The following is a 25,480-nucleotide window of genomic DNA, read 5'->3' on the forward strand; positions in this document are numbered from 1 at the left end:
CCGCCACGGATCAGGTCCTGGCGGGGCTTGCGTGCATGCAGAGGATCCTGCGCAGATTGACGGGCGAGTAACGGCGTGATGTTTCGAAGGGTTCCTGCTGACCGCCCCGGCCGTCGTCGGGCGAGTTGCTGGTGATCGCCGGTCAGGGGCGTCGAACCAACCAGCGCGGCGCACCTTTGCCACTGCCGGCGGGTCGGGAGACGTTTCAGTCGGCGGGTTGGGTGAGGTAGTTGCGTCCGCTGGGGCTGGTCCAGGTGCAGACGCCGTCGGTGGTCATGGTGACCTGCCACCGGGTTTGGTGTTTGACGCGGTGGTGGTGGCGGCACAGGGATTGCAGGTTCGCCGGGGTCGTAGCGCCTGCCGGCCAGGGGGTGACGTGGTCGGCGTCGCAGTAGGTGGCGGGTTGGGTGCAGCCGGGGAACCGGCAGTGCTGGTCACGGTCTTTGACGAATCGGGCAATGCCGGCGGTGGGGCGGTACTTGGTGGAGGTTGCTTGGACCAGCACACCGGTGGTCGCGTCCAGGAGTGTGCGTGCCAGGGACACTCCCAGCGTGCTGGTCAACGCGTGGACGTGGGAGGGCAGGATCGTGCCGACGCCCGGCACGATCACCGGACCCGCCCCCGCTATTGCCGGCGCTGACGCCGACGGCATGACGTGCCGTGATGGTGCGACCAGGTTGGCCGTGTCGGGCACAGTGACCGGGTTGGTCGGGGCACCAATGTCGGGGTAGTCACCGAAGTGCGGGTCGGCGGTGAAGACGCCGTCCAGTGGTGGGTCGGGTAGCGAGTCGACCAGGTGTGCCAGGGCGGTGTCCCAGTCGATTTCATGGTCAGGATCATCATCGAAGACGTCGTCGGGTGGTTCTGGCCACCCGCACGGGGACCATCCCTCGCCATCAAGGTTCCACTCTTCATCCGGTGGTGGGTTGTTCTCGGTACGGACGACCTGGGTCCAGCCCATGGTGTGCGGGTCGGGGAACAACCGGTCACACAATGCCGCGACCTGTGCCCGTGCAGTATCCGCACCATCACCGAACACGCCAGCACCGGATCCAGCATCACTGACTCCAGCGTCACCAGCCACGCCAGCGGTGCCGGTGGTGTCGGGGTAGGCGCCGGTCAGGACGGGGATGTGGAAGGTGAGGTGGGTGTCGATGTGTGCGTTTTGCAACACCAGGTCCACCAGGGCGTCGACACGGCATTGCGGCAGGCTGATCACCTTCACCGCGTCCTGGTGTAGTTGCCGGGCCAGTTGCTCGACTGCGGACATGATCCGCGCTGCTTGGGCGGAGTCCAGCACGACCTTGATCTCACTCAACCCCGGCACATGACTAGCGCGACAGGACACTCCAACCTCACGCTCCCTCGTCTTCGTACCGGAGGTTTCTGCTGCGGTCGGGTCGAGGTCGGCCAGGATCCTCGGGACCCGCCTGGCAATCTGCGTGGTGGTCAACCCACCAATGCCTTGGTCTAAGAGTGCTGATTCGACTGCTGCCGCCACGTCCGTGGGTGCGGACCCCAACCCGGCGGTGACCTTGTGCATCTTCTCCGCCGCTAACCGGCCAGCCCCGACTTCCCGCAACAGTCTCGGTGTCAGGGTGACCGCGTCCAGGGCTTGGTCCAGGCGGGTATCGGCTTGGCGTGGACCCCAGGCCAGCAGGGCCCCGATCTCGGAGGAGACCCATTCGTTGGTCCATCCCAACTGGTGCCGCACCCACGACGTCACCGGTGGACCCTCGGTCTCACCGGTCAGGTCGGTGACGTCTTCGATCGAAGCGACCTGCGCCATCCGCACCACCCGGGCACCATCCACCGAATTCGCGACCCGCTGCACGGCCTCGACCTGCGCCAAGAGTTCGTCCCGGGTCAACCCGGGAGCATCACCGCAGATCACCTCGAACGCCCGCACCATCAACACACCCGCCGCTTCCAGCAACTCCGAACTGGAGGCAGACTCCACCACCGACTCGGCCAGCAGTGGTGTGATCGACATACTTCATCGTACATACGTTCGAGTCGAGACGCAAGCCAAATCGATTCGCCGGGTAAGCCCACAAGACCGGGCATGTCTCGGACACGGTATGAGCGCACTCACCTCGGGCCCGCCCGGATCGCAGCGACCAGAACGTGGTCGCGCCATCTGCTACGCGCGGCGCTCGTTCGAATGCTTGATCAGTGGCACCAGCGCGATGCCGGCGCCACCGAAACCGATGGTGCCGATCGCGATGTCGACACTCTTGCGCCCGTCCTTGGCCCAGTAGACGTCCTGCAGATCCAACAGCAGCGCCGCCTCGTCGGCGATGAGCGCGTTGGCAGCGCCATACGCCAGCGGTTTGAGCGGGGTGTGCGCGAGGCGTTCCTCATACTTCAGGGAGGCCGCTCCGAGGGCGGAGAGCATCGCGATGCCGAGGTTGTAGTGATGGAAGTGCTTGCCGCCCAACGACATTCCGCCGCTCTTGGGACCGTGGCCGTCCTTGATCCAGTGGGTGAGCGCACGGGTACCTGTGAACGTCAGCGTGAACGAGGCCCAAGCGAGGATGGCGGCGCGCTCGTCATGGCCGAGGTCATGCTTCCAGGCCGCGCGCAGTCGGCGAAGGGGGTTCGAGCCGGTGTAGGTCTGTGCGTGCGCCGTCGTCATGTCGGTCATCGTGGCCGCCGTCGCCGAAAGAACGCTGGACATGATGCGACCGCTCAGACGCGTTTGATACGAGTAGGACATGAGCGATTCTCTGACAGCGACCACCATCCAATTCGAGGGCGCAGGAGGTGACCCGGTCGAGGGATATCTGGCTCAGCCTGAGGAGGAGGGTTCCCGCGGCGGAGTCGTCGTCATACACCACCTGCCGGGGTATGACCGGGCGAGCAAGGAGATCGTCCGCCGCTTCGCCGAGCTCGGGTATGACGCGATCTGCCCCAACCTGTATTTCCGCGAGGCGCCCGGTGCCGACCCGGCCGATGCGGCCGCCATGGTGCGGTCCAATGGCGGCGTGCCGGATGAACGCCTCGTGGGCGATGTCGCGGGTGCTGCGGCATACCTGCGAGCACTGCCCACGTCGAACGGCAAGGTCGGCGTGATCGGATACTGCTCCGGTGGTCGTCAGTCCGTGCTCGCAGCGTGCCATCTCGATCTGGACGCTGCTGTCGACTGTTATGGCGCGTTCGTCACCGGCACGCCCTCGTCGGACTTCCCGCTGAAGGTCACCAACCTGGTGCCGCTGCTACCCCAGCTGCGATCGCCGCTGCTCGGGTTGTTCGGCAAGAACGACAAGTTCCCCTCGCAGGAGGCTGTCGCCGAGCTCGACGAGATCCTGACTGCGAATCACAAGCAGCACGAGTTCTTTTCGTATGACGACGCCGGTCACGCGTTCTTTGCGGTTGACCGTCCGTCCTACAACGTCGCCGCAGCCAATGACGGTTGGGAGCGCATCGAAACCTTCTTCGCGACCCACCTGGGGGCCTGAGCATGTGCACGTACACGACGATCAAGACCGAGGTCAACGGCAGCGCAAAAGGCCCGGAAGGCAAGTGGTTTCACGTCAGCGACGTGACGACCTACTTCGACCATCCGGTGCACGCCATGGCCGAGCACACCCTCAACGTCGACCTGGCCGACCCGTCCCGCGGGCCTGGTCAGCGGATCGCGCTCGAGCTCACCGCTGAGTCGGCGCGCCGGCTGGTCGACTCGATCCAGCAGGCACTCGCTGCCGTGCCGGAGGAACTCAAGGTCTGACCGGCCCGTATGTCGGAGGCCGCGCGGCGGATGCGATTCATCCGCGGCGCACCTCCGGCGAGCGAGTTGGCGATCGTCGGGAGCGGTGCGACTCCGGCGGGCGCTGGATCGAGAACCAGTCGTGGCGGCGCAAGCGGTGATGCCTGATGCCGCTGTTGCCGAATCTGTCGACGTGTCAGGACGGTTCGACCAGTCGGGACTCGTAGGCGAAGATGACGGCCTGCACCCGATCGCGCAGGCCCAGCTTCATCAGGATGCGGCTGACATGGGTCTTGACGGTGGCCTCGGCGAGGAACAGGTGGGCGGCGATCTCGGCGTTGGTCGCGCCGGTGGCAAGCTCGCGCAACACCTCGGTCTCGCGCTCGGTGAGATCGTCGACGGTGTGCGCGGGGGCGAGATCGCCGTCGACCGGGAGCCGACCGGAGAACTCCTCCAGAAGGCGGCGCGTCACGCGCGGAGCCACGACCGCGTCGCCACGGGCGATGGTGCGGATCGCGGAGACAAGATCCTCCGGTGGGACATCCTTGAGCAGGAATCCGCTTGCGCCGGCGCGTAATCCGGCGAAGGCGTATTCGTCGAGATCGAAGGTTGTCAGGATCAGGATCCTGACGTCGGGATGTGCGTTCACGATCTCGCCAGTCGCCGCGATGCCGTCGAGCACCGGCATACGAACATCCATCACGACGACGTCGGGGCGCAGTTCGCCGCTCAACGCGACGGCTTCGCGGCCGTTGCCCGCTTCTCCGACGACCACGAGTTCGGCCTGCGACTCCAGTGCGAGACGAAAACCCATGCGCAGCAACGGTTGGTCATCGACGAGAAGGACGCGAACGTCACTCATGGGTGGCTCCTGCACTGACGTGAATGGGTGCTTCGACGCTTCGTGCGGGACGGGTCAGGCGCGCGTGCACGCGCCAGCCGGTGGCCACGGCACCTGCGTCCGCGGTGCCGTGAAACATGGCCGCCCGTTCTCTGATGCCCGACAACCCGTGGCCGACAGCATGCGGCTCGATCGACGTCGGCGTGCCGTCGTCGGTGACGTCGATCTCGACGGAGGTGGACGTCATCGAGATGTCGACGGTGACCGACGTCGCTCCGGTGGCGTGCTTGACGACATTGGTAAGTGACTCCTGGACGATGCGAAAAACGCTGAGCTGCAACGGATCCGGAAGGTCATGCAGGTCGCCGTGCATACGGACGCTGATCCGCAGACCGGTGTCGCGGGCAGATGCGACAAGGCTGTCGAGGTCGGCGATCGTCGGCGCGGGCGAGCGTTCGGGGTCGTCCTGCTGTCCGCGAAGTACGCCGAGCACCTGCCGCAGATCCGCCATCGCGCGTCGGCCGACCGTCCCTGCCTCGGTCAGTGCGGTGCGCGCCTGGTCAGGGTTGTGATCCATGCCCAGACGGCCGCCGTCGATGAGGCTGATCATGACTGCGAGGTTGTGCGCGACGATGTCGTGCAGTTCGCGGGCGATGCGGGTGCGTTCGGCGGCCGCGGCGAGTTGTGCCTGCTGGTCGCGCTCGAACTCGAGCCGTAGTGCACGGTTTTCGAACTCGCGTAACTGCTCTGCCCGCATCCGGACGTTGCGGCCGGTCGCCGCAGCGGCGACCACCAGTCCGGACAACATGATCAGGGCGATCAGCCAGTTCGGATTGGGGCGCGCGTCCTTCCAGACCGCGAGGATGACGCCGACCTCGAGGATGACGGCGGCGACGATGATCCGCTGACGCGTCTCCCGGACGCTGATGGTGAACAAGCCGATCAGCAGTGCGGCGTCGGAGAACACCGGCAGCAGGAAGACCCACTGCACGAAGGCGACGACGCACATGGCGAGGAAGGTCTCGAACGGCCAGCGCCGGCGCCATAACAGTGGAACCGGCAGGAGGACCGCGACCGCGATCATCGCGACCCGATGCGGCCGGTGATCGTGCAACGTCCACGGTATCGATGCCACCGCAAGCACGGCGACAAGGGCGGCGTCGAGCCAACCGGCGTGCCGGCGCAGGTAGGTCTCGAACGAATTCATATCCGCAATGCTCAGAGGTCAGGCGTCAGGACGCAACACGGGACAGCCCGACGATGCGCGCCGTGATCGTTGTGTGCGACCGGGTGCGTGGTGTGCGGTCGCCACCTGTGTAGGGCGCTCGGCGCGCACAGTCGGCATTGGTGGTCCTTCCTGCGGCATCGACGAAGCGGGCGCACACGGTCGTGACTCTCACGCTACGGGCGCGGCGGCGCTGACGCATCGGCCGTGAGGCGGAGGCCTCGATCGTCCGTGCGGGTGACGATTCACGCCTGGCGTGCGAATGGTGCGAGGTGGCTATGGTGTGGCGGTCAACCCAGGCGTCGAGCAGGCAGGTCGTGGTGAGAGTCGCTGTCGTGCACGCCCAGAGTTCGTCGATCACCCAGATTTCGGGCGCCGGCGACGTGGTCCTGGAGGGTGGGCACGTGGTGGTGGCTGCGATCGTGGCGTGCCTGGTGGTGCGTTTCGGACGTCTTGGCGGCGGTCGGGACCAGGTGAGCGCGGCAGCACGCGCCGTTGTGCAACTGGGAGGTGTCGGTCTTGTCATCACTGCGGTGCTGCGTTCGTGGCCGGCGACCGTGGTCTTTTGTGCGGCGTGCTGATCATCGCCGGATTGACCGCGGGACGGCGTGTGACATCGGCGTTGACGGTGTGGGCAATGGTGCTGGTCACGTTGCTGGGAGTCCAGGCTGGCGCAGTCCTGCTGACCGTTCAGGCATTCATTCGGGCGCGCCTCGATCGGCGATCGCCCCAGCCGGAGTGACCGCGAGGTCGTCTGCCGGCTCGCTGTTCGTGGCGGTCACGTAGGCGACGATCGCCACGATCACCATGACCAGCACGAGGGTGACCGTCCCGTCGCCGATGTCAAGGCCCTGCGGCTTGGACAACCAGTCGGCCAGCGATGCACCGAGCGGGCGGGTGAGCACGTACGCGACCCAGAAAGCGACGACCGAGTTGAGCTTCAGGAGGCGCCATCCGATCAAGGGCACCAGGATGAGGACGCCGAACAGGACCGCTGACGGAAAGTACCCCAGGTGCATGGTGGACGCGGACATGTCACCCGCGGCCGTGCCAAGCGCGAACGTCGCCAGAACTGTTGCCCAGTAGAACTTTTCGCGCTTCGGTGTCGTGATGGAGTGGATCGACAGGGTGTGCTCACTGCGATACCAGCCGGTGAAGATCGCCGCCACCGCGAGCACATACAGGGTGGTGGTGGCCGGGTAGGGCAGACCGACGGCGATGTGCAGGCCGTCGGCGGCCATCGTGCCGAACACCGCGACCATCGACACGGTCGCCCAGTACAACTGCGGCCGGTAGACGGGAGTGCGCAATTGCAGGAACAGCACGCCGACGAGTCCGAACACTCCCACGACCGCTGCGAGAACGACGCTGATCGAGCCCAACCAGTCCGAGCAGGCCTCGCCCATACCGGTGGTCAACAGCTTGATCACCCAGAACAGCGCGGTGATCTGCGGGACCTTGGCCACGACAGGCCGCAGTCCGTCAGAGCTGGTGGCGGTGTTGTGCGTCATACGTTCCTCGTGAAAAGTATTGGCAAATGGTCGGATTCAGCTGATGATTCAGGCGTCGCGACGCATCAGCAGGGTGACTCCGCCGATCAGGGCTGCTGCGGTCCAGAGAGCGAAGACACCGGTGCCGACCCATGGCGCGAGGTTGTGCGGGTCTTGCAAGGTGCCGAGGATCTGGGTTCCGGCGTTCATCGGCAGGTACTGGTTGATGTGGTCGGCCCACGAGGTCGGGAGTGCTTCGCCCAGCAGTGGCAGCACGAGCAAGAGTCCGAAGAGGGTGGCGATCGCGCCGCCGGTGCTGCGGATCAGGAACCCGCATCCCAGGCCCAGCAGTGCGACGAGCGTCAGGTAGATGCCGCCGCCGATGATCGCGCGCCAGGACCCGGTCGCGCCGAGGGACACCCCGTAGTGGTGGGTGTTCAACGCTGCCTGTCCGAGCAGGAATGCTGCCAGGCAGGTGATCGTGCCGAGCACGAAGGTGATGACCGTCAGCACGATCGACTTGCCGACCAGCACGTTCCACCGGCCCGGCGCTGCCGACAGGGACGCCCGGATCATCCCGGTGGCGTATTCACCGGTGATGAACAGCACTCCGAGGACACCGATCGGCAGTTGTGCCAGCATCAGCCCGCGCATGCTGACCCGGATCGGGTCCTCGACGCCGAATGCGTGTGGGCCGGTGCCGGCGTGGGTGGCTCGCAGCAGTGAGAACAGATAGCCCAGAGCCACCGCCACGGCCAGTCCGCCGATCAGTGCGTACCAGGTGGAGCGCAGCGAGCGGAATTTCACCCATTCGCCGGCGGTGACGCGGCCCAGCGTGACCTTCGCGTCGCCACCGGCGCGGGTCGGAGCGACGTCGGTGGTGTCGATCGTTGCCGCCTGCGTCATCACGCCACTCCTCGTGCGTCGTACTCCACGCTGTCGGCGGTGAGTTTCATGAATGCTTCCTCCAGCGAGGCCTTCTGGGGTGTGAGTTCGGTGAGTATGACGCCGAGCTCGGCGGCGGCGGCACCGATGTCACGGCTGGTCAGGCCCTGCACGACAAGCTCGTCAGGGGCGTCGCTGGTGAGGGTGATACCGGGGCCGGTGAGACGGGCTCGCAACCGTGGCACGTCCTCGGTTCGAACCAGGACATGCTCATCGGCAGCTGCGCTGACCAACTCCTCGACGGTGGTCTCGGCGATGAGTCGGCCTTGGCCGATGACCACCAGATGCGTTGCCATCAATGCCATTTCGCTCATCAAGTGTGACGAGACGAAGACTGCACGACCCTCAGCAGCCAGCTGCCGCAGCAGGGTGCGGATCCACAGGATCCCCTCCGGGTCCAGTCCGTTGACGGGCTCGTCCAGCAGCAGGGTGTGCGGGTCGCCCAGCAACGCGTTGGCGATGCCGAGTCGTTGACCCATGCCGAGGGAGAATCCGCCGGCGCGTTTGCGGGCGACGTCGGTGAGTCCGACGATGTCCAGTACTTCATCCACCCGGCGGGCGGGGATGCCGTTGGTGGTGGCCATCGCCAGCAGGTGGTTGCGGGCGGAGCGACCGGTGTGGATCGCGCGAGCCTCCAGCAGGGCGCCGACCTCGCACAGGGGCGCCTGCAGATCTGTGTAGGAGACGCCGTTGATCAAGGCAGTGCCGGCGCTGGGCCGATCCAGGCCGAGCAGCATCCGCATCGTCGTCGACTTGCCGGCGCCGTTGGGCCCCAGAAAGCCGGTCACGACGCCGGGTTGGACGGTGAACGTGAGGTCTGTCACCGCGGCTCGCTCGCCGTAGTGCTTGCTCAACCCGCGCGCCTCGATCATCGCCGCTGCCATCTGCTCGTGGTCATACCAGCGAACGTATGACGCGGCTGGGTCCTGCCGCGTCCGCCGCCGGAATGATCAGGCGGATCAGTCATGGGGATGACGTGACTGTGCTGAGCGTCGAGCGGGTGGTCAGCTCAGGCGGGCGCCGGTTCGAGGCCGAGATCTGGTGGCGGCAGCTGGTATTGATCGCGCAGCGCGGTCGATGCCGCGTGCCAGCCGGCGAGGCCGTGGACGGATGGGCCGGGCGAGGCGGCGGACGACGCGAGATACCACCCGTCGACCGGAGTGCGCCACGGTGTTGGTGACAGCACCGGTCGACGCAACAGTTGTCGAAGCGTGACGGCACCGACAGCGAAGTCACCGCCGGCGAAGTTGTCACTGACAGTAGCGAAATCGCTTGCGGTCGTTGAGGTTTGCGCCAGGATCAGGTCGCGGAAGCCTGGTGCCAGGCGTTCGATCATCGCCGTCATCGCCTCGGATCGGTCCAGCGGAGATCCGAACGGCACATGTGTGTAGGCCCAGAGGGTGGCCTTGCCCGCGGGCGCACGGGTTGTGTCGACAACACCTGGTTGTACGACGAGCACGTATGGCTGATCGCTGAGTTTGCCTCGGGCCACGGCGCATTCGCTTGCAGCGATCTGATCGCGCGTTCCGCCGAGATGAATCGTCGGGGTGTTTCGCAGGGCCGCTGACGTCCACGGGACCGGACCGTCGAGGGCGTAGTCGACTTTGCAGACGCCGTTGCCGTGGTGCAACTGTCGCAGCGCGCACTGGTACCGCGTCGAGAACCGATCGCCACCCAGCGCGGCCAGCGCCTTCGTTGACACATCGAAGAGCACTGTCCGATAGGTCTTCAGTTGCGCCGCCGAGGTGATGCCGATGCCGGTGTGTATGGCTCCGCCATACGTGCCCAGGTCGGTCGCGAGGGCGTCACTGATCGCCTGGGATCCACCCTCCGGGACCGGCCAACCCGCGGCGTGCGCATGAGCGGTCAACAGCAGGCCGGCGGCGGCGGTCGTCAGGGAGGGATGTCGGCCGATGGTGTGAGCGGCACAACCGGTCAGCATCGCGGGTGCGACTTCGTCCGAGAAGCGCGATCGCCATACAGCGCAACCCTGTTCGAGTGTCCGGGCGCCGAAGAAAGCTGCGGCAGTGGGGTGCACCGGTCGTTGCAGAAGGGCACCGGAGGTCAGCGTCGTCAGCTGGCCGATGCGGTCGACGAGCGGTCGCATCAGGCGCTCGTATGCCGGGCCGTCGGCACCCATCGCGTCAGCCGCCGATTGCAGGTCGCGGTGTCCGACGCCCACCCGACCGTCCGGCAGCGGGTGGGCGAAGGACACCTCGGGCACGAGTAGGCGGATACGCCGGCTCAGTTCGAACTGCTGGAAGAACGGGGAAGCGAGCGCCATCGGGTGGACCGCCGAGGCCAGGTCGTGGCGGAACCCGGGCAGGGTGATCTCGCGAGTGCTTGCGCCGCCGCCGACCCAGTCATTTCGCTCGAAGACATCGACACTCAGGCCGGCGCGAGCCATGGTGACGGCGGCGGCCAGACCGTTTGGGCCCGAACCGACGACGGCGACCTCAGCGGGCATGTCAGCCAGGCTAACCGGCGGTCCATTCGCGCCGAGTCGGTTGCTGGCGCCTTCCGGGGAGCGAAGCATGGTCCTGCGGTGGTTCGAGTGGCACGGGGGTGCCATTGGCGTCGGGCGAGTGGCACGGGGGTGCCCGTGTCGTCGGGTGAGTGGCACGGGGGTGCCCTTGTCGTCGCCAATTGGGGCGATTGCGTGCCACTCGCGGGTGTTTCGGGCAGTTGCGTGACTGTGGCCGACCGCGCGGATGTGCGGTGGTTCGAGTGGCACGGGATTGCCCTGCCGCGGGGCGAGTGGCACGGGGGTGTCCTGCCGCGGGGTGAGTGGCACGGGGGTGCCCTTGTCGTCGCCAACTGGGGCGATTGCGTGCCACTCGTGCGTGTTTCGGGCAGTTGCGTGACAGTGGGCCGCGCAAGACGCCAGCGCTGTCGAGCACAACAGCTCTGTCGAGCACACCAGCGCTGTCGGATGGGTCAGCCCTGACGGGCCTTCAAGCGCGGGTTCTGCTTGTTGATGACGTAGGTCTTTCCGCGGCGGCGCACGATCTGTGAACCCGGCTGGTTCTTCAGTGAGCGAAGCGAGTTGCGCACCTTCATCGTGAGCCTCCGCTGATGTCGACCAGCCCGCGTTGCACCGCGCGCACCAACCTGCGCGGCACGAGGACGTCCTCGCCCGACGAAGTCGTGGCCGGCACCAGTTGGATGGGCGTGGTCTTCCAGGCCGCTCGCCGGTGCCGGGTGTTGCTGCGGGAGGTCTTGCGCTTGGGAACTGCCATGACGGTTGAATCCTTCTGGGATCGTGGGGTTTTGGTGCTCAGACCAGGTCATGTATGGCGCCGAGCCAGGGCTCGAGGCCGTCGTGCAGGCTGAGCCAGTGGGTGCCGTGTTGCGCGAGTTCGCTGTCGGTGAGCCGGCATTGCTCGAATGCGGCACGCAGCGCGCCGGCGTCCGAGCCCTCGCGGATGCCGGTCGCCACGAGCCGGTTCAAGGGCCGCCCGTGCCAAGGCCCGTGCGCACCGATGCTGACCTGCCCCGCGGCGCCGTCCATCACGCACACCGTGTCGGCCCTGGTGGGAAGCCAGAAGCAGCCGCGGATCCGGTGGGTGCCGCAGCACAGCTGCTCCATTGCGGCGGCGAACCTGCCCGGGTCCAGCGGCCGGTCCGAACTGAGCTCGAGCGTCCACACGTGCGGAGTCTGCGGCAGCGGAAGCTGTCCCCGGCGCACCTCGGCGACCCAGTCCTCGGCCAGGACATGCGCATGGATGCCGCCCGTGAGAGTCGCGCTGTCGAGACCGTTCCAGTCGCGAGTGAGTCGGGACGTCGGGCGGCGAAGGGCATCGATCAGGTCGGCGCCGGCCGGGTCGATGTCGCCCAAAACCGTGATGGCATCGGCATACTCGACCAAAGCGGCAAGCGTCTCGGCCACCCCGCGATTGTCGCCACGGAAGGTCGGCAGGCTGCGGTCCTCCAAGGTGTCGCCCGTCGTGAGATCGCGCAAGGCGGACTCGCCGTCGACCACGGTCAACACCCCGCCGATGCGGATACCGTCGCTGACGGCCGTGCCGCCGAACTGCTCGGAGCTGCTCTCGTAGGCGCAGACGCGGCACACCTGCAGGGCAGATGCCCCGATCGGCAACTGCGCGATGATCGCGCCCCAACGGTCGACCTCCGACAGTCGGGAGAGCGTGGGGATGATGTCTTCCCGCACCGCACAACTCGGGCAGGCGTGATCGAGGTCGATGCGCTCGGTTTCAAGCACGCCGCTGATGTCGCTCACCGTCCGTAGCAGCGCATTGGTGTTTCGATCGATCCGATGCGCGACGACGACCGCCGTCGGAAGGTCGAATTGCAGTGATGCTGTTGCAGATTCGACTGTCATCGGATCGATGCCGGTGAGGATGAGAGTGGGCGCCGTCATACGTCGGCTCCTGCTTCGCGGCCGTAACGACGACGGAACCGCTCGATCCGGCCTTCGGAATCCAGTTCGCGTTGCCGGCCCGTCCAGAACGGGTGGCTGGCGCTGCTGACGTCGACGTTGATCACCGGGTAGGTGCGGCCGTCGACCTCGATGGTTTCGTCGGGGATCAGCGTCGAGCGGGTGATGAAGACGTTGCCGGTCGAGCGGTCGCGATAGGCGACGGGCTCGTAGCGGGGGTGGATTTCGGGTTTCACGGTTCCTCGCGATAGTTTGATGAGAACGGTTCTCACTATACATAGGAGTTTCGATGTCCCGTCACTGCCAGGTGACCGGAGCCACGCCGGGCTTCGGTCATGCGATCTCGCACTCGCATCGGCGCACCAAGAGACGTTTCAACGTCAACGTGCAGCGCAAGACCTACTGGGTGCCCACCCTCGGCCGCCGCGTCACGTTGACCGTCAGTCCGCGTGGAATCCGCACGATCGACAAGCGCGGCATCGACGCAGTCGTGCAGCAGATGCTGGCTCGCGGGGAGCAGATCTGATGGCCGGCAAGAGCAAGGATCTGCGGCCCAAGATCACCCTTGAGTCCACCGCCGGCACGGGCTACCGCTATGTCAGCGAGAAGTCGCGACGCAACAATCCCGACCGGCTCGTCCTGCGGCGCTACGACCCCGTCGTGCGCCGCCACGTCCAATTCAAGGAGACCCGCTGATGGCGAAGAAGAGCATGATCGCCAAGCAGGCGCAGCGTGAAGCGACGGTGGCGCGGTATGCCGAGCGCCGGTCGGCGCTGAAGGAGACAGCGCGAGTGGGCGCGACCGAGAGAGAGCGGGCTGCTGCCCGGGCAGCATTGGCGACATTGCCGCGCGACGCGTCGCCCACCAGGTTGCGCAATCGCGATGTCGCCGACGGGCGCCCGCGCGGTCACCTGCGCGCTTTCGGGCTGTCGCGTGTGCGATTCCGGCAGATGGCACTGAACGGCGAGCTTCCAGGAGTCACCAAGTCCAGTTGGTGACAGCGCGCCGATCTGGTGCACCGGGCTGTATGCCGCGGGCCGCTTGCGGCGCAGCGTCTCCTCGCAGGGGCGTGCCGGTAGGCGCCTTCGGACAGCGTGCTTTCGGGCAGCGTGCTTTCGGGCAGCGTGCTTTCGGTCAGGGAGCTGGCGGCGCGGTGACGGTGACAGTGTCGGTCCTGGTCACCGGAGACTCGGTCACCCGCTGGATCGTGGTCGCCGTGACTGTCGTCGTCGCGACAGGCGCGGGAGCAGCTGTCCGTGTCACCGTGGCCTGCGGCGCCGTGGTGGTGACGGTCTGGGCCTGCTGGGTCTCGGTCGTCGTCTGCGTGCTGGTCTGTGTGTTTGCCGGCGCGGACACCGTGGTGGTGTAGGTCGCGACCTGCTGGCCGGAGCTGCCGGATGATCCGGACTGGCCGGCGATGACGTAGATCGCGATCGCACAGAGCGCGGCGCCACCGGCGCCGAGCAGCAGTCCTGCGAGTAACCCTCCCGACGACGAGCGCTGCTCGTCGACCTCGTCATCGACGGCGTCGTATGCCGTGGGGTCGTAGTCGTCGTCGTACTGACCGCGCCCGTCCTCGTCGCGTGAGCCCCAGGACGAGAGGAAGTCGTCGTCGCCGGATCCACCGTCGGTCGGCTCGGAAGCTGCGTCATACCTGTCGTTCGGCATGTCGCCATCGTAAGAGTTCAGGGCTCGTCTCAGGCGCGGGGCGATGCGCTGACGTTAGGCTCCAGGGCCATGCCGGGACTACTGATCGCTGGGACCGGCTCCGACGCCGGCAAGTCATTGGTGACGACCGGTCTGGTGCGTGCGTGGTCGCGCCGAGGTGTGCGCGTGGCGCCGTTCAAGGCCCAGAACATGTCCAACAACTCGATGGTGTGCGCCGACGGTGGCGAGATCGGCCGGGCGCAATACCTGCAGGCGCTCGCGGCCGGAGTCGAGCCGTGCACCTTGCACAACCCGGTGCTGTTGAAGCCGGGCAGTGACCGGCGTGCGCATGTGGTGCTGCGCGGTCAGCCTGCGGGCGAGCTGCACGCGGGCGAATACGCAACGGACAGAAGGCTTCTGCGAGACACGGCGTTCGAGGCGTATGACGAACTCGCCGCCTCGGTCGACCTCGTCGTCGCCGAGGGCGCGGGATCACCGACCGAGATCAACCTGCGCGCCGGCGACTTCGTGAACCTGGGACTGGCGCGGCGCTTCGGGCTGCCGGTGGCGGTCGTGGGAGACATCGACCGTGGCGGGATCCTCGCAGCGCTCTACGGCACGTGGGCGCTGCTGGATGATCAGCAGGACCGCGACCTGCTGAAAGCCTTCATCATCAACAAGTTTCGCGGTGATGAGGCGATCCTGCAGCCTGGCCTCGACATGGTGACCGAGCGCACCGGCGTGCCCTTCGCGGGCGTTCTCCCATGGCTTGAGGAGGTCTGGATCGACTCGGAGGACACCCTTGCCGTCGGCGGGTGGCGCGAGCACGATCTCGAGGCGTCGTTGCGGATCGCCGTCATACGTCTGCCGCGCACCTCGAATGCCACCGATGTCGACGCGCTTGCCGCGGAGCCCGGTGTCAGCGTGCGGGTCACGACCGACGCGCAGGTGTGCAGGGACGCGGATCTGCTGGTGCTCCCTGGGTCACGTGCGACGGTTGCCGATCTGAGTTGGCTGCGCTCGCGGGGGCTGGATTCGGTGGTGACAGAACGCGCCGCGCGTGGCTTGCCCGTGCTCGGCATCTGCGGCGGCTATCAGATGCTGGTGGAAGCCATCGATGATCCGGTCGAAAGTGGCGACGGGCACGTGCGCGGGCTCGGCATACTTCCTGGCACCGTCCATTTCACTCCCGACAAGGTGCTGGGCCGACCCAGTGCTGTATGGCGCGGCACCGAGGTGCACGGCTACGAGATCCACCACGGTCGCGTCGATGACGACGGGTCCTTTCCCGGTGGCGTTCGACGGGGTGCGGTGGACGGCACGATCTGGCACGGGATCTTCGAATGTGACGCATTCCGAAGGCTTTTCCTCGCTGACGTCGCTCGCCGAACAGGGAGCACGTGGCAGGTCGATGCGACTGCACCCGACTTCGATGCACGACGTCGGGCGATGATCGAGACGATCGCCGATGCGATGGAGCGGCACCTCGACCTCGACCTGCTGCTGCGCCTCGCTCAGGTCAGCGGGTCTGGCCGGCCGTGAAGTAGGCCCGCACGTCGTCATCCACGACGGGCACGCGCACCGGTCTGCTGCCGTTGCGGATCGATTCCGTGCCGGCAATCCCTGCCGCGACGGCGTCACGGGCGGACAACGGCGACGTGGCAGTCGGACTGCCGGTGCGCGCGAAGTCGACGAACTCCGCCACGGTCAGCTGGTCGGCATCGCCGTGGCCGCCGGCGTCTCCGACGATCGGGTATTGCACATGGCCGCGCTCCAGGAAGCCGGACCGTTTGTTCCACACTCGCACCTCGCCACCTTCGCCGTCACCGAAGTTCTCGAGCCGGCCCTCGGTGCCGATGACCGTGTAATTGCGCCAGTAGTCGGGCGTGAAATGGCACTGCTGGTAGCTCATCAGCACGCCGGAATCCATCCGCCCGGTGAGCATCGAGATGTCCTCGACATCGATGACCGGGTTGAGTTCGCGTTGGCGCAGCGGCGGCCAGTTGTCGGTGGAATACCAGTCGCGCATCCGCCGGTCGCTGTTGTCGCGTCGGTCGGTGACCTGACCGTAGACGGCAAGGTCGCCGACACCGGTGACCTCCCGCGTCGCCGAATCGGCAAGCCAGTGCATGACGTCGATGTCGTGAGCGCCCTTCTGCAGCAACAGGCTTGTCGAACGAGAGCGATCAGCGTGCCAATCCTTGAAGTAATAGTCGCCGCCGGACCCGACGAAGTGGCGGCACCAGATCGCCTTCACCTCGCCGATCTCGCCGCGGTCGATGATCTGCTTCATCAGCCGCACGACGTGCATGTGACGCATGTTGTGGCCGACATACAGCCGGGTGCCGGTTTCATAGGCGACGCGAAGCACGCGGTCACAGTCCTCGAGGGTGATGGCGAGTGGCTTTTCCAGATAGACCGGGATCCCCGCCCGCAGGAGTGCGATCGTGACGTCGGCATGGGTGTCGTCGGGGCTGGTGACGATGGCACCGTGCAGCCCAGGATGGTCACCCAGAAGGGTGTCAATATCAGGCAGCAGCGGCACGTCTGCGCCGAACAGGTCATCGAGTGCGGACCGGGTCGACGGGTCGGGATCGACCGCGGCGACAACACGCCCACCCGCCGCGGTGACATGCTGCGCCAGGCCGGCCCGCGCGCCGACTCCTATGAGCGCCACTGTGAACACTTGGTTTTCGGTCTGCGCTGAGTCCTGGAGCGGGTGCGTGGTGGCTGAGTTCATAGGAACCTCCGGGTCGGTATGGCGGTGTCGCGGGTCCGTGTATGGCGCATCACATTCCTCGAACATCGTGCTCGCAGCCGTGTGGCATCGGTTTGTCGGGTGGATCTATCGGGCATAACGTGAAATGCAATGACTACTCAAACACCCGCACTTGCGGTGACCAAGGCAGACAACCCCTTCGAGACAGTCACGCTGCAGCGCCGCGACCTGCGTGACGACGACATCCGAATCGACATCAAGTTCGCCGGCATCTGTCACAGCGACATCCACACCGTCCGTCAGGAGTGGGGCGAGATCCAGTTCCCCATCACCCCCGGCCATGAGATTGCCGGCGTCGTCGCCGAAACCGCCTCCGGCGTCACGAAGTTCAAGGTCGGCGACCGCGTCGGGGTCGGCTGCATGGTCGACTCCTGCGGAGAATGTGAGATGTGCAAGAACGGCCAGGAGCAGTTCTGCACCAAGCCGGCCGTCTTCACCTACAACAGCGACAACTACGACGGCGAGCGCGCTCAGGGCGGCTACTCGCAGCAGATCGTCGTGACCGAGCGCTTCGCCTGCCGGATCCCCGACGGTATCGAGCTCGACGAAGCCGCGCCGCTGCTGTGCGCGGGCATCACGACCTACGCACCCCTGAAGCGGTGGGGTGCCGGCCAGGGCCGTCGCGTCGGAGTCGTCGGCGTCGGCGGTCTCGGCCACCTGGGCGTCAAGATCGCAGCCGCGATGGGCGCCGAGGTCTATGGCATCTCGCGGACCATGGACAAGGCGCAGGACTCCGAAAAGCTGGGCGCCACAGCACATCTGGCGACCAACGACGAGTCTGTGTTCGAGAAGTACGCTGGCACCTTTGACGTCATCCTCAACACGGTGAGCGCGGATCTGCCGATGACCAGTTACCTCGGCCTGCTGAAGCCGTTCGGTGCACTCGTCAACGTCGGTCTGCCGAATGACGACTACGAGGTGCCGCCGCGCTCGCTCATCGGTCAGAGCAAGTCGCTGAGCGGGTCGATGATCGGCGGCATCGCCGAGACCCAGGAGATGCTCGACTTCTGCGCCGAGCACGGCATCGGTGCGACGATCGAGGTCATCGACGCCAAGGACATCGACACCGCGTGGGACAAGGTGGTGGCGGGCGATGTGCGCTACCGCTACGTCATCGACACCGCCACGATCGGCGCCTGACGACCTACCTTCCGGACCCACGTCTGCGGTGTATGACGATGCTGATCGTCATACACCGCAGTCGTTTTCGGGCGCCGGCGAGTAGGCGAGCAGGCTTGAGCTTCGCTGATTCGACAGGCGCGTAAGGTCGAGTATGGAGTTTCGATACTTGGGCAAGAGTGGTCTGAAGATCTCCGAGATCACCTACGGCAACTGGCTGACGCACGGCTCGCAGGTCGAGAACGACGCAGCCGTGCGATGCGTGCGGGCGGCGCTCGACGCGGGGATCACGACATACGACACGGCCGACGTCTACGCCAACACTGCGGCGGAGACGGTGCTGGGCGGCGCGCTGGCCAGCGAGCGGCGCGAGAGCGTCGAGATCTTCACCAAGGTGTATTTCCCGACCGGCCCCGGTGGCCCGAACGACACGGGGCTGTCGCGCAAACACGTCATGGAGTCGATCAACGGATCGCTGCGGCGGCTGCGGACTGATTACGTCGATCTTTATCAGGCGCACCGGTTCGACTACGAGACGCCGCTGGAAGAAACGATGACGGCGTTCGCGGACATTGTCCGGCAGGGGAAAGCGCTTTACATCGGGGTGAGTGAGTGGACCGCGGACGAGCTTCGCGCGGGGCACGCGCTGGCGAAAGATCTTGGTTTCCAACTGATTTCGAATCAACCGCAGTACTCCATGCTGTGGCGGGTCATCGAGCAGCAGGTGGTGCCTACGAGCGACGATCTCGGCATCAGCCAGATCGTCTGGTCGCCGGTCGCGCAGGGGATCCTGACCGGCAAGTACAAGCCGGGCCAGGAGCCGCCGGCCGGCAGTCGCGCCACGGACGACAAGGGCGGCGCCGACATGATCTCGCGGTTCATGAACGACGAGACGCTGACCGCTGTGCAGAAGCTGCAGCCGATCGCCGACGACCTCGGTCTGACCATGGCGCAGCTGGCGATCGCCTGGGTGCTGCAGAACTCCAACGTCGCCAGCGCGATCATCGGGGCGTCCCGGCCGGAACAGGTCACCGACAACGTCAAGGCGTCTGGCGTGAAGCTCGACGCCGACGTGCTCAGCCGGATCGACGACGCGATCGGCTCGCTTGCGACGACCGATGCCGCGCAGACCAGGTCGCCGCAGCACCGCCTGACCTGACCAGCGGGGTGGGATGCGGCATGCTGCAGTGATGCACTTCGTCGGTCTCGACCTCGCCTGGGGCGAACGCAATCGCACCGGCATCGCCGTGCTCGACGATGCCGGTGTGTTGCGTCATCTGTTGTCGGTGCGTTCCGAGGCCGAGATCGTCGAGGGGATTGCGGCATACGTCGGTGGTGGCTGCCTGGTCGGGTTGGATGCGCCGCTCGTCGTGCCCAACGAGAACGGCAACCGGCGCGCCGAGCGCGAGCTGAACCGCGACTTCGCTGCCTTCGACGCCGGTGCCCACCCCTCGAACCGGGCAAACCCGGCGTTTCGTGAGTCCACCCGTGGTGCACGCATCTGCGCGCAACTCGGCCTCGACATGGATCCGGACTCCAAGGGTCGACTCCGCGCACTCGAGGTGTACCCGCACCCGGCCACCGTTGCTTTGTTCGGACTCGGTCGCACGTTGAAGTACAAGAACAAGCCGGGTCGTTCGATCGATCAACTGCGCAGCGAATTACTGGCACTGACAGGGCTTTTGGAGTCTTTGTCAACTGCCTCGCCTGCATTGCAACTGTTGTCGCACCGCGGGTGGCGCGAGCTGGTGGAATCCGTGCAGGCGGCCACCCGCAAGGCGCAGTTGCGTTACGCAGAGGACCAGGTCGACGCCGTCGTGTGCGCCTATGTCGTGTTGCTGCGGCAACGGCGGCCCGAGTCGATCACGACGTATGGCGACTTCACCGACGGCTACATCGTGACGCCGACCCTGCCCGAGGGACTGCAGCCGTCGCCGCGAGCACCGAAGGTCGCGCGACGCGTCGACGTGGTGCGCAACGCGACGCAGAAGTACGCCGCGATGCACCCGCGCCTTCAGGTCGCGGCGCAGGAGGCGATCCAAGTGGTGACCGGGATCCTCGACGACGCGGGGCTCAACTATCTGAGCGTCACCGGCCGGGCCAAGAGCGTTGCGTCGTTCGCCGAGAAGGCCAGTCGCACCCGCGACGGAAAGGCGCTGTTCGCCGATCCGCTCAGCGAGATCGGCGACACGATCGGCCTGCGGGTCATCACCTATGTACACAGTGACGTCGCCGCGGTCGCCCAACTGCTGTCCACCGAGGCCGATGTTGTCGAAGACCGCGACATGGGCAAGGAGACGGCGAGCGAGGGTCGCTTCGGGTATGCCAGCCGCCACCTGCAGATCCGGCTGTCGGCGGCGGATCAACAGACGCATGACGCAGTGGGTGGTCAGCAGATCCAGGTGCAGATCCGCACAGTGCTGCAGCACGCGTGGGCCGAGTTCGAGCACGACATCCGTTACAAGGGGACGATTCCCGACGAGCATCGACCGGACTTCGACCGGCGCTTCACTCTGGCAGCCGGTCTGCTGGAGTTGGCCGACCGAGAGTTCTCGACGATCCGCGATCGGTTGCGCACGGGTGTGCCGGAGCCGGACATGCCTGGTGCCGGTGATGATCCGCGGATCAACGCGCAGGAGCTGGCTGCCTTCCTGGCCGGGCAGTATGCCGAGGCCAGTTGGTCGCGACCGGACCACTATGCCTGGATCAGCGGTCTCGTGCTTGAGCTCGGGATCACCTCGCTGGCGGAACTGGCCGACGTCATACGTGAGGTCGACAGCACACAGATCGACGAGCGGATGGGTTATACCAACCCGCCGGGCGCCGTGCGACGACTGGATGACGCCCTGCTGATGGCGTATGGCGACCGGTATGTCCGGTTGCACGGCAACGCGCATCGGGTCGCCCTGTTGCGGGCACGGGAGGCGAAACTCGGTGCCGGCGAGTGACGACGGGGCGCCGGCGCAGCCGTAGCCTCGACGTATGACGTGGACCGAATCGCAACTGCCCGACCTCACCGGCACGACCGCGGTCGTGACCGGCGCGAACTCCGGCATCGGGCTGGTGACGACGCGCGAGCTTGCGGCGCACGGCGCCGAGGTCGTGATGGCCTGCCGCAATGTCGAGGCGGGGCAGCGCGCGGCGACCGGCATCTCAGGTTCGGTTCGGGTCGAAGCTCTCGATCTGGCAGATCAGGCGTCGGTCGCGGCGTTCGCGCAGCGGTGGGAGGGACCGCTGGACCTGCTGGTCAACAATGCCGGCGTGATGGCGCCGCCGAGGTATCGCGAGACCGCCGACGGCCACGAGTTGCAGTTCGGCACAAACCATCTGGGGCATTTCGCGCTCACCGGCAGGCTGCTGCCGGCACTGGTGGCGTCGTCGCACCCGAGGGTGGTGACGGTGTCGTCGATCGCGCACTTCGGAGGCGATGCCGAGGTGTTGAGGGGCAACAAGGGCGAGGGGCGGTACAGCGCTCAGAAGACGTACTCACAGTCGAAGCTGGCGAATCTGCTGTTCTCGGCGGAGCTGCAGCGACGGGCGACGGCGGTGGGTTCGCGGTTGCTCTGTAGCGCCGCGCATCCCGGCGTCTCGGCGACGAACCTGGTCGCGTCGCCGGACGGGCTCGGCGCACTACCACTGGTGAAACACGTTGCGCCGCTAGCGCTTCGGGTGGTTCTGCAGTCGGCGAAGGCAGGTGCCAGGCCGAGTCTGTATGCCGCAACCGAGGGTGGCCCGGATTCGTATACGGGCCCGCAGTGGCTCGGGCAGTCGCGTGGCCCGATCGGCCCGGCGAAGCGCAGTGCCTTCGCGGCAGATGCTGCTCTGGCAGAACAGTTGTGGGAGCTGAGCGACGGCTGGACCGGGGTGTCGTTCGACTTCTGACGAGCGCGTTGGGCGCGGGCTGCGCCCCGGACGTGCCGCGGCGGCTCGGGGCGTCGAGTGGCACGGGAGAGCCCCGGAGCGGCGCGGCGGGTCGGGGCGCGGCGGGTGGGGGTGTCGAGTGGCGCGGTAAAGCCCCGGAGCGGCGCGACTGGTGCGCTACTGCCCTGGCATGGCGCGAGTGGTGCGGTAGAGCCCTGGCTTCGTGATCGTTGGGCGTTTGCGTGCCACTCGTGGCCACGCGGGACTCTCGCGTGCCACTCGTGATCACGCGAGGCTTGTGCGTGCCGCTCCCAGTCGTGCGGGGCTCTCGCGTGGCATAGGTTTGCGGGTGCCCGCTGGTGTGGGCGAGGCGGGTCGGGGCGTCGACTGGTGCGGTACAGCGGTCAAGTCCCTGGTAGTGGTGTAGCGGGGTGCGTTCTCCTTGTTGAGGTTTTAGGTGGTGAGTTGGGGTAGGTGATCAGCTCCGATCTGGGGTTCGGTGCCGGGCGTGGGGGTGATGCGGCATCGGGTGAGGATGTCGAGGCCGAGGTAGCGGCGTCCTTCTGCCCATTCGTCGGTTTGCTCGGCCAGGACGGCTCCGACCAGGCGCACGATCGCGGCCCGGTGGGGGAAGATGCCGACGGAGTCGGTACGGCGGCGGATCTCCCGGTTGAGGCGTTCGGTGGGGTTGTTGGACCAGATCTGGGTCCACACGTCTTTGGGGAACGTGGTGAACGCCAGGATGTCCGCGCGAGCAGCGTCGAGGTGGGCGTGCACGTCGGGCAGCTTCTCCTGGACGTAGTCCAGGAGCCGGTCGAACTGGGCATGCACGCTGGCCGTGTCGGGTTGGTCATACACCGAGTGCAGCATCGCTTTGACTGCTGGCCACATGCTTTTCGGTGTCACGCTCATGAGGTTCGCGGCGTAGTGCGTGCGGCAGCGTTGCCAGGACGCGCCGGGTAGGTTCGCGCCGATCGCTTCCACCAGGCCGTGGTGGGCGTCGGAAGTGACCAGTCGGACACCGCTCAGGCCGCGGGCGACCAAGTCGGCGAAGAACTCCTTCCACGCCGGCCCGGTCTCTGAGGTGGCTACCCGTAGGCCGAGGACTTCGCGGTGGCCGTCCCCGTTGACACCAGTCGCTAACAAGGCGACGGCGTTGATCACCCGCCCGCCTTCACGCACTTTCATCGTGAGCGCGTCAGCGGTCACGAACGTGAACGGACCCGCATCACTCAAGGGCCGGTGCCGGAAGTCCTCGACGATGCCATCGAGATCGGCTGCCATCCGAGACACCTGCGATTTCGACAGTGAGTCGATGCCCAATGTCTTCACCAACTTGTCCATCCGGCGGGTAGACACCCCGGCCAGGTAGCAGTCCGCGACCACGGTGATCAACGCGGACTCGGTGCGTTTGCGTCGTTCCAGCAGCCACTGGGGAAAGTAGGTCCCGGTGCGTAGCTTCGGGATCGCGACGTCGATTGTGCCGACCCTGGTGTCCAAGGGCCGGTGACGGTACCCGTTGCGTTGCGCGGACCGCTCGGGTGAGGGACGACCGTACTCGGCGCCCACGACCGCGTCAGCGTCCGCGGACAACAACGCGTTAATCACCGTTTGCAACAGACTGCGCATCAGATCCGGACTGGCTTCGGACAAGGCCTCGCTCAGCAAGCTGGCAGGGTCGACAATATGTGGTGCGGTCATCGTGATGACTCCATTCGAGAGTGCAGTGAGACGTTCACTCGAAGGATCACGCGGTGGCCGCACCCACGTCCACTACCAGGACGATCACGGCGACCGCGCTACACCACTATGCGGGACTCAACTGGTACAGCCCTGGCACGGCGTGAGTGGTGACGTGCGAGCCAGCTCTGTAGGAGGCGTCGTTCGGTACAGCCCTGGCACGGCGTGAGTGGTGCGGTAGAGCCCTGACTTCGTGATCGTTGGGCGTTTGCGTGCCACTCGTGATCACGCGGTACTCTCGCGTGCCACTCGTGATCACGCGAGGCTTGTGCGTGCCGCTCCCAGTCGTGCGGGGCTCTCGCGTGGCATAGGTTTGCGGGTGCCCGCTGGTGTGGGCGAGGCGGGGTCGGGGCGTCGACTGGTGCGGTACAGCCCTGGCACGGCGCGAGTGGTGCTGTAGAGCCCTGGCTTCGTGATCGTTGGGCGTTTGCGTGCCACTCGTGGCCACGCGGGGCTGAAGCGTGCCACTCGCGGTGTTGAAGCGGCGCCAACGTTCCCTTCGTGAAGGTGTTGCGGTAATCGTGCTGCGGTAATCGTGCCGCGCTCTTGGGTGCGGTGTCGCCGTCGCGGCGGGCGAATGGGACGGATGACTTGACGGCATCCTGTGACTGCTGTCACAGTAAGCGCTTACGTACGTAACCGCTTACGTAGATCTCGACGCTGAGAGGACGCCCCGCATGCCGGATCGCTCGACGATCTACGAGGTCGCTCGTCTCAGTGGAGTGTCCACAGCCACCGTCTCGCGCGTCATGGGCGGCGGCACCGGATTCTCGGCCGCCACCAAAGAGCGCGTCCTGGCCGCAGCAAGTGAACTCGGTTGGGTGCCAAGTGGATCCGCACGCGGGCTGGCCTCGAAACGGTCCGGCATCGTCGGCCTGGTGTTTCCGCATCTGAGCACCGGTGAGTCCGAGTACGACCAGGAATCACCGCTGTTCGTCGATCAGGTGATCCGTGGCGCCGAACGCGCGGCGAGCGCGGCCGGCGATGCCGTACTGATTGCGGGAGCGCACGGAGCGACCGGCCGTGACCTCGCGCTGTCGGTGGCCAGCAAGGTCGACGGCATGGTCATCATGGCCCGCAGCCTCGTCGAGCGGGATGTCGCCGAGATCGGTCGTCGGGTGCCGGTGGTCTCACTCGCCGGTGGAGCCGGTCGTCACACGCTCGACGTCGTGGGCGCGGACAACCACACCGGCGCCCGCGAGATCACCGCACACCTGCTCGACCACCACGGTTACCGCGATGTGGTGTTCATCGGTGGCCCGCGCCGCTCACCCGACGCCATGGCCAGATTTGCCGGCCATTGCGAGGCGCTCGCTGCGAGCGGTCTGCCCGTGCCGGACGCCCCGGCCGCCAGCGGTGACTTCACCGAAGCGGGTGGTGCCGAGGCCATGCAGGAGGCGTTGAGCACCAGCACACGTGCGCCGCGCGCAGTGGTCGTCGCCAATGACCAGATGGCGTTCGGCGCGCTGACCACGTTGCGGGCCAACAAGTTTCGCGTGCCGACCGATGTCGCGGTGGTCGGCTTCGACGACCTCGCGGCAGCGCGGCATACACGACCCGGGCTGACCACAGTGCGTCAGCCGATGCGTGACCTCGGCGAACAGGCCGTCCAGGTGTTGCTGGACCGCATTGCCTTCCCATCAGCGGAACGCCGCCAGGTCGTTCTGCCCACCCATGCAGTGATCCGGCGCAGCTGCGGCTGCACGGGTCGCGGCTGAGACACGA

At 66.5% G+C, this 25,480-nt stretch carries 27 protein-coding genes; 12 read left to right on the plus strand and 15 right to left on the minus strand.

The features are described from left to right. Nucleotides 1–205: 205 nt before the first annotated feature. Nucleotides 206–1,993, minus strand: coding sequence for an HNH endonuclease signature motif containing protein (locus BKA23_RS02335; RefSeq protein ID WP_145225124.1), 1,788 nt, complete (start codon nucleotides 1,991–1,993; stop codon nucleotides 206–208). 150 nt (nucleotides 1,994–2,143) lie between these two features. Continuing rightward, on the minus strand, nucleotides 2,144–2,680 hold the full coding sequence (locus tag BKA23_RS02340; RefSeq protein ID WP_211841571.1) for a hypothetical protein: 537 nt from the start codon (nucleotides 2,678–2,680) through the stop codon (nucleotides 2,144–2,146). 37 nt (nucleotides 2,681–2,717) lie between these two features. On the opposite strand from BKA23_RS02340, the gene BKA23_RS02345 reads away from it, so the two are divergent. Then, nucleotides 2,718–3,461, plus strand: a complete 744-nt coding sequence (locus BKA23_RS02345) for a dienelactone hydrolase family protein (RefSeq protein ID WP_145225126.1) — start codon at nucleotides 2,718–2,720, stop codon at nucleotides 3,459–3,461. A 2-nt stretch (nucleotides 3,462–3,463) separates the two neighbouring features. Continuing rightward, entirely contained in the window at nucleotides 3,464–3,730 is a 267-nt protein-coding gene (locus tag BKA23_RS02350) for a DUF6295 family protein (RefSeq protein WP_145225127.1), read from the plus strand. Between the two features lie 175 nt (nucleotides 3,731–3,905). Here the strand turns inward: BKA23_RS02350 and BKA23_RS02355 are convergent, their stop codons facing one another. Together BKA23_RS02355 and BKA23_RS02360 are read right to left on the minus strand one after the other, a co-directional pair. Next, complete coding sequence (locus BKA23_RS02355; protein WP_145225129.1) at nucleotides 3,906–4,571, minus strand: response regulator; 666 nt, start codon at nucleotides 4,569–4,571, stop codon at nucleotides 3,906–3,908. Then, the gene (locus BKA23_RS02360; RefSeq protein ID WP_145225131.1) at nucleotides 4,564–5,757 is read right to left on the minus strand and encodes a sensor histidine kinase; all 1,194 of its coding nucleotides are present in this window, start codon (nucleotides 5,755–5,757) and stop codon (nucleotides 4,564–4,566) included. The genes BKA23_RS02355 and BKA23_RS02360 overlap by 8 nt, the downstream gene beginning before the upstream one ends. Nucleotides 5,758–6,053: 296 nt before the next feature. Here BKA23_RS02360 and BKA23_RS02365 point away from each other — a divergent pair, with 296 nt between their 5' ends. After that, nucleotides 6,054–6,356 carry an ABC transporter permease gene (locus BKA23_RS02365; protein ID WP_145225132.1) on the plus strand — a complete coding sequence of 101 codons (303 nt, stop codon included), beginning with the start codon at nucleotides 6,054–6,056 and terminating at the stop codon, nucleotides 6,354–6,356. A gap of 117 nt (nucleotides 6,357–6,473) precedes the next feature. Here the strand turns inward: BKA23_RS02365 and BKA23_RS02370 are convergent, their stop codons facing one another. The 8 genes from BKA23_RS02370 to BKA23_RS02405 all read right to left on the minus strand — a co-directional run bounded on the left by BKA23_RS02370 (nucleotide 6,474) and on the right by BKA23_RS02405 (nucleotide 12,845). Continuing rightward, nucleotides 6,474–7,286 (minus strand): COG4705 family protein, encoded by an 813-nt coding sequence (locus BKA23_RS02370; RefSeq protein WP_145225134.1) that lies wholly within the window; start codon nucleotides 7,284–7,286, stop codon nucleotides 6,474–6,476. Between the two features lie 48 nt (nucleotides 7,287–7,334). Next, on the minus strand, nucleotides 7,335–8,171 hold the full coding sequence (locus tag BKA23_RS02375) for an ABC transporter permease subunit (RefSeq protein ID WP_145225136.1): 837 nt from the start codon (nucleotides 8,169–8,171) through the stop codon (nucleotides 7,335–7,337). After that, the gene (locus BKA23_RS02380) at nucleotides 8,171–9,082 is read right to left on the minus strand and encodes an ATP-binding cassette domain-containing protein (RefSeq protein WP_145228114.1); all 912 of its coding nucleotides are present in this window, start codon (nucleotides 9,080–9,082) and stop codon (nucleotides 8,171–8,173) included. Before BKA23_RS02380 ends, BKA23_RS02375 begins: the two co-directional genes overlap by 1 nt. Before the next feature lie 137 nt (nucleotides 9,083–9,219). Continuing rightward, the gene (locus tag BKA23_RS02385) at nucleotides 9,220–10,677 is read right to left on the minus strand and encodes a phytoene desaturase family protein (RefSeq protein ID WP_211841572.1); all 1,458 of its coding nucleotides are present in this window, start codon (nucleotides 10,675–10,677) and stop codon (nucleotides 9,220–9,222) included. Nucleotides 10,678–11,147: 470 nt separating this feature from the next. Next, complete coding sequence (ykgO, locus tag BKA23_RS02390) at nucleotides 11,148–11,270, minus strand: type B 50S ribosomal protein L36 (protein WP_145225138.1); 123 nt, start codon at nucleotides 11,268–11,270, stop codon at nucleotides 11,148–11,150. After that, complete coding sequence (rpmF, locus tag BKA23_RS02395; RefSeq protein ID WP_145225140.1) at nucleotides 11,267–11,449, minus strand: 50S ribosomal protein L32; 183 nt, start codon at nucleotides 11,447–11,449, stop codon at nucleotides 11,267–11,269. The genes ykgO and rpmF overlap by 4 nt, the downstream gene beginning before the upstream one ends. Nucleotides 11,450–11,487: 38 nt before the next feature. Beyond that, nucleotides 11,488–12,591, minus strand: a complete 1,104-nt coding sequence (locus BKA23_RS02400; protein WP_145225142.1) for a GTP-binding protein — start codon at nucleotides 12,589–12,591, stop codon at nucleotides 11,488–11,490. Then, nucleotides 12,588–12,845 (minus strand): type B 50S ribosomal protein L31, encoded by a 258-nt coding sequence (locus BKA23_RS02405; protein ID WP_145225144.1) that lies wholly within the window; start codon nucleotides 12,843–12,845, stop codon nucleotides 12,588–12,590. The genes BKA23_RS02400 and BKA23_RS02405 overlap by 4 nt, the downstream gene beginning before the upstream one ends. 53 nt (nucleotides 12,846–12,898) lie before the next feature. Between BKA23_RS02405 and rpmB the strand changes: the two genes are divergently transcribed. From rpmB to rpsN, 3 genes are read left to right on the plus strand one after another with little or no spacing between them, the layout of a single operon-like run. Continuing rightward, nucleotides 12,899–13,135 (plus strand): 50S ribosomal protein L28, encoded by a 237-nt coding sequence (rpmB, locus tag BKA23_RS02410; protein ID WP_145225146.1) that lies wholly within the window; start codon nucleotides 12,899–12,901, stop codon nucleotides 13,133–13,135. Continuing rightward, nucleotides 13,135–13,305 carry a 50S ribosomal protein L33 gene (rpmG, locus tag BKA23_RS02415; protein ID WP_145225148.1) on the plus strand — a complete coding sequence of 57 codons (171 nt, stop codon included), beginning with the start codon at nucleotides 13,135–13,137 and terminating at the stop codon, nucleotides 13,303–13,305. Before rpmB ends, rpmG begins: the two co-directional genes overlap by 1 nt. Next, nucleotides 13,305–13,607 (plus strand): 30S ribosomal protein S14, encoded by a 303-nt coding sequence (rpsN, locus tag BKA23_RS02420; RefSeq protein ID WP_145225150.1) that lies wholly within the window; start codon nucleotides 13,305–13,307, stop codon nucleotides 13,605–13,607. The genes rpmG and rpsN overlap by 1 nt, the downstream gene beginning before the upstream one ends. 136 nt (nucleotides 13,608–13,743) lie before the next feature. On the opposite strand, the gene BKA23_RS02425 is transcribed toward rpsN, so the two are convergent. Further along, a complete protein-coding gene (locus BKA23_RS02425; RefSeq protein ID WP_145225152.1) occupies nucleotides 13,744–14,277 on the minus strand; it encodes a hypothetical protein in 534 nt (177 codons plus the stop codon). 69 nt (nucleotides 14,278–14,346) lie between these two features. Here BKA23_RS02425 and BKA23_RS02430 point away from each other — a divergent pair, with 69 nt between their 5' ends. Further along, a complete protein-coding gene (locus BKA23_RS02430; protein WP_145225154.1) occupies nucleotides 14,347–15,798 on the plus strand; it encodes a cobyric acid synthase in 1,452 nt (483 codons plus the stop codon). On the opposite strand, the gene BKA23_RS02435 is transcribed toward BKA23_RS02430, so the two are convergent. Next, nucleotides 15,776–16,996 carry a Gfo/Idh/MocA family protein gene (locus tag BKA23_RS02435; RefSeq protein ID WP_211841573.1) on the minus strand — a complete coding sequence of 407 codons (1,221 nt, stop codon included), beginning with the start codon at nucleotides 16,994–16,996 and terminating at the stop codon, nucleotides 15,776–15,778. The genes BKA23_RS02430 and BKA23_RS02435 overlap by 23 nt on opposite strands. A 129-nt stretch (nucleotides 16,997–17,125) precedes the next feature. Here BKA23_RS02435 and BKA23_RS02440 point away from each other — a divergent pair, with 129 nt between their 5' ends. The 4 genes from BKA23_RS02440 to BKA23_RS02455 all read left to right on the plus strand — a co-directional run bounded on the left by BKA23_RS02440 (nucleotide 17,126) and on the right by BKA23_RS02455 (nucleotide 22,036). Beyond that, nucleotides 17,126–18,175: an NAD(P)-dependent alcohol dehydrogenase gene (locus BKA23_RS02440; protein WP_145225157.1), complete on the plus strand. Its 1,050-nt coding sequence runs from the start codon at nucleotides 17,126–17,128 to the stop codon at nucleotides 18,173–18,175. 133 nt (nucleotides 18,176–18,308) lie between these two features. Continuing rightward, entirely contained in the window at nucleotides 18,309–19,313 is a 1,005-nt protein-coding gene (locus tag BKA23_RS02445) for an aldo/keto reductase family protein (protein ID WP_145225159.1), read from the plus strand. Nucleotides 19,314–19,344: 31 nt separating this feature from the next. After that, complete coding sequence (locus BKA23_RS02450) at nucleotides 19,345–21,102, plus strand: DUF429 domain-containing protein (RefSeq protein ID WP_145225161.1); 1,758 nt, start codon at nucleotides 19,345–19,347, stop codon at nucleotides 21,100–21,102. 34 nt (nucleotides 21,103–21,136) lie between these two features. Continuing rightward, nucleotides 21,137–22,036 carry an SDR family NAD(P)-dependent oxidoreductase gene (locus BKA23_RS02455; protein ID WP_145225163.1) on the plus strand — a complete coding sequence of 300 codons (900 nt, stop codon included), beginning with the start codon at nucleotides 21,137–21,139 and terminating at the stop codon, nucleotides 22,034–22,036. A gap of 432 nt (nucleotides 22,037–22,468) precedes the next feature. On the opposite strand, the gene BKA23_RS02460 is transcribed toward BKA23_RS02455, so the two are convergent. Continuing rightward, nucleotides 22,469–23,716, minus strand: a complete 1,248-nt coding sequence (locus BKA23_RS02460; RefSeq protein ID WP_145224741.1) for an IS256 family transposase — start codon at nucleotides 23,714–23,716, stop codon at nucleotides 22,469–22,471. Between the two features lie 716 nt (nucleotides 23,717–24,432). Between BKA23_RS02460 and BKA23_RS02465 the strand changes: the two genes are divergently transcribed. Further along, the gene (locus tag BKA23_RS02465) at nucleotides 24,433–25,473 is read left to right on the plus strand and encodes a LacI family DNA-binding transcriptional regulator (protein ID WP_145225165.1); all 1,041 of its coding nucleotides are present in this window, start codon (nucleotides 24,433–24,435) and stop codon (nucleotides 25,471–25,473) included. Nucleotides 25,474–25,480: the final 7 nt, after the last annotated feature.

This window comes from Rudaeicoccus suwonensis (assembly GCF_007829035.1).
Taxonomy (GTDB): Bacteria; Actinomycetota; Actinomycetes; order Actinomycetales; family Dermatophilaceae; genus Rudaeicoccus; species Rudaeicoccus suwonensis.

What these genes read in the sequence shown, in the direction of transcription:
- BKA23_RS02385 (WP_211841572.1), bottom strand. Translation starts at nt 10,677, where the DNA reads ATGCCCGCTGAGGTCGCCGTCGTCGGTTCGGGCCCAAACGGTCTGGCC.
- BKA23_RS02440 (WP_145225157.1), top strand. Translation starts at nt 17,126, where the DNA reads ATGACTACTCAAACACCCGCACTTGCGGTGACCAAGGCAGACAACCCC.
- BKA23_RS02380 (WP_145228114.1), bottom strand. Translation starts at nt 9,082, where the DNA reads ATGATCGAGGCGCGCGGGTTGAGCAAGCACTACGGCGAGCGAGCCGCG.
- BKA23_RS02345 (WP_145225126.1), top strand. Translation starts at nt 2,718, where the DNA reads ATGAGCGATTCTCTGACAGCGACCACCATCCAATTCGAGGGCGCAGGA.
- BKA23_RS02355 (WP_145225129.1), bottom strand. Translation starts at nt 4,571, where the DNA reads ATGAGTGACGTTCGCGTCCTTCTCGTCGATGACCAACCGTTGCTGCGC.
- rpsN (WP_145225150.1), top strand. Translation starts at nt 13,305, where the DNA reads ATGGCGAAGAAGAGCATGATCGCCAAGCAGGCGCAGCGTGAAGCGACG.
- BKA23_RS02360 (WP_145225131.1), bottom strand. Translation starts at nt 5,757, where the DNA reads ATGAATTCGTTCGAGACCTACCTGCGCCGGCACGCCGGTTGGCTCGAC.
- BKA23_RS02435 (WP_211841573.1), bottom strand. Translation starts at nt 16,996, where the DNA reads ATGAACTCAGCCACCACGCACCCGCTCCAGGACTCAGCGCAGACCGAA.
- BKA23_RS02455 (WP_145225163.1), top strand. Translation starts at nt 21,137, where the DNA reads ATGACGTGGACCGAATCGCAACTGCCCGACCTCACCGGCACGACCGCG.
- BKA23_RS02465 (WP_145225165.1), top strand. Translation starts at nt 24,433, where the DNA reads ATGCCGGATCGCTCGACGATCTACGAGGTCGCTCGTCTCAGTGGAGTG.
- BKA23_RS02425 (WP_145225152.1), bottom strand. Translation starts at nt 14,277, where the DNA reads ATGCCGAACGACAGGTATGACGCAGCTTCCGAGCCGACCGACGGTGGA.
- BKA23_RS02370 (WP_145225134.1), bottom strand. Translation starts at nt 7,286, where the DNA reads ATGACGCACAACACCGCCACCAGCTCTGACGGACTGCGGCCTGTCGTG.
- BKA23_RS02335 (WP_145225124.1), bottom strand. Translation starts at nt 1,993, where the DNA reads ATGTCGATCACACCACTGCTGGCCGAGTCGGTGGTGGAGTCTGCCTCC.
- rpmG (WP_145225148.1), top strand. Translation starts at nt 13,135, where the DNA reads ATGGCCGGCAAGAGCAAGGATCTGCGGCCCAAGATCACCCTTGAGTCC.
- BKA23_RS02450 (WP_145225161.1), top strand. Translation starts at nt 19,345, where the DNA reads ATGCACTTCGTCGGTCTCGACCTCGCCTGGGGCGAACGCAATCGCACC.
- BKA23_RS02460 (WP_145224741.1), bottom strand. Translation starts at nt 23,716, where the DNA reads ATGACCGCACCACATATTGTCGACCCTGCCAGCTTGCTGAGCGAGGCC.
- rpmF (WP_145225140.1), bottom strand. Translation starts at nt 11,449, where the DNA reads ATGGCAGTTCCCAAGCGCAAGACCTCCCGCAGCAACACCCGGCACCGG.
- BKA23_RS02350 (WP_145225127.1), top strand. Translation starts at nt 3,464, where the DNA reads ATGTGCACGTACACGACGATCAAGACCGAGGTCAACGGCAGCGCAAAA.
- BKA23_RS02340 (WP_211841571.1), bottom strand. Translation starts at nt 2,680, where the DNA reads ATGTCCAGCGTTCTTTCGGCGACGGCGGCCACGATGACCGACATGACG.
- BKA23_RS02430 (WP_145225154.1), top strand. Translation starts at nt 14,347, where the DNA reads ATGCCGGGACTACTGATCGCTGGGACCGGCTCCGACGCCGGCAAGTCA.
- BKA23_RS02365 (WP_145225132.1), top strand. Translation starts at nt 6,054, where the DNA reads ATGGTGTGGCGGTCAACCCAGGCGTCGAGCAGGCAGGTCGTGGTGAGA.
- BKA23_RS02445 (WP_145225159.1), top strand. Translation starts at nt 18,309, where the DNA reads ATGGAGTTTCGATACTTGGGCAAGAGTGGTCTGAAGATCTCCGAGATC.
- rpmB (WP_145225146.1), top strand. Translation starts at nt 12,899, where the DNA reads ATGTCCCGTCACTGCCAGGTGACCGGAGCCACGCCGGGCTTCGGTCAT.
- BKA23_RS02400 (WP_145225142.1), bottom strand. Translation starts at nt 12,591, where the DNA reads ATGACGGCGCCCACTCTCATCCTCACCGGCATCGATCCGATGACAGTC.
- ykgO (WP_145225138.1), bottom strand. Translation starts at nt 11,270, where the DNA reads ATGAAGGTGCGCAACTCGCTTCGCTCACTGAAGAACCAGCCGGGTTCA.
- BKA23_RS02375 (WP_145225136.1), bottom strand. Translation starts at nt 8,171, where the DNA reads ATGACGCAGGCGGCAACGATCGACACCACCGACGTCGCTCCGACCCGC.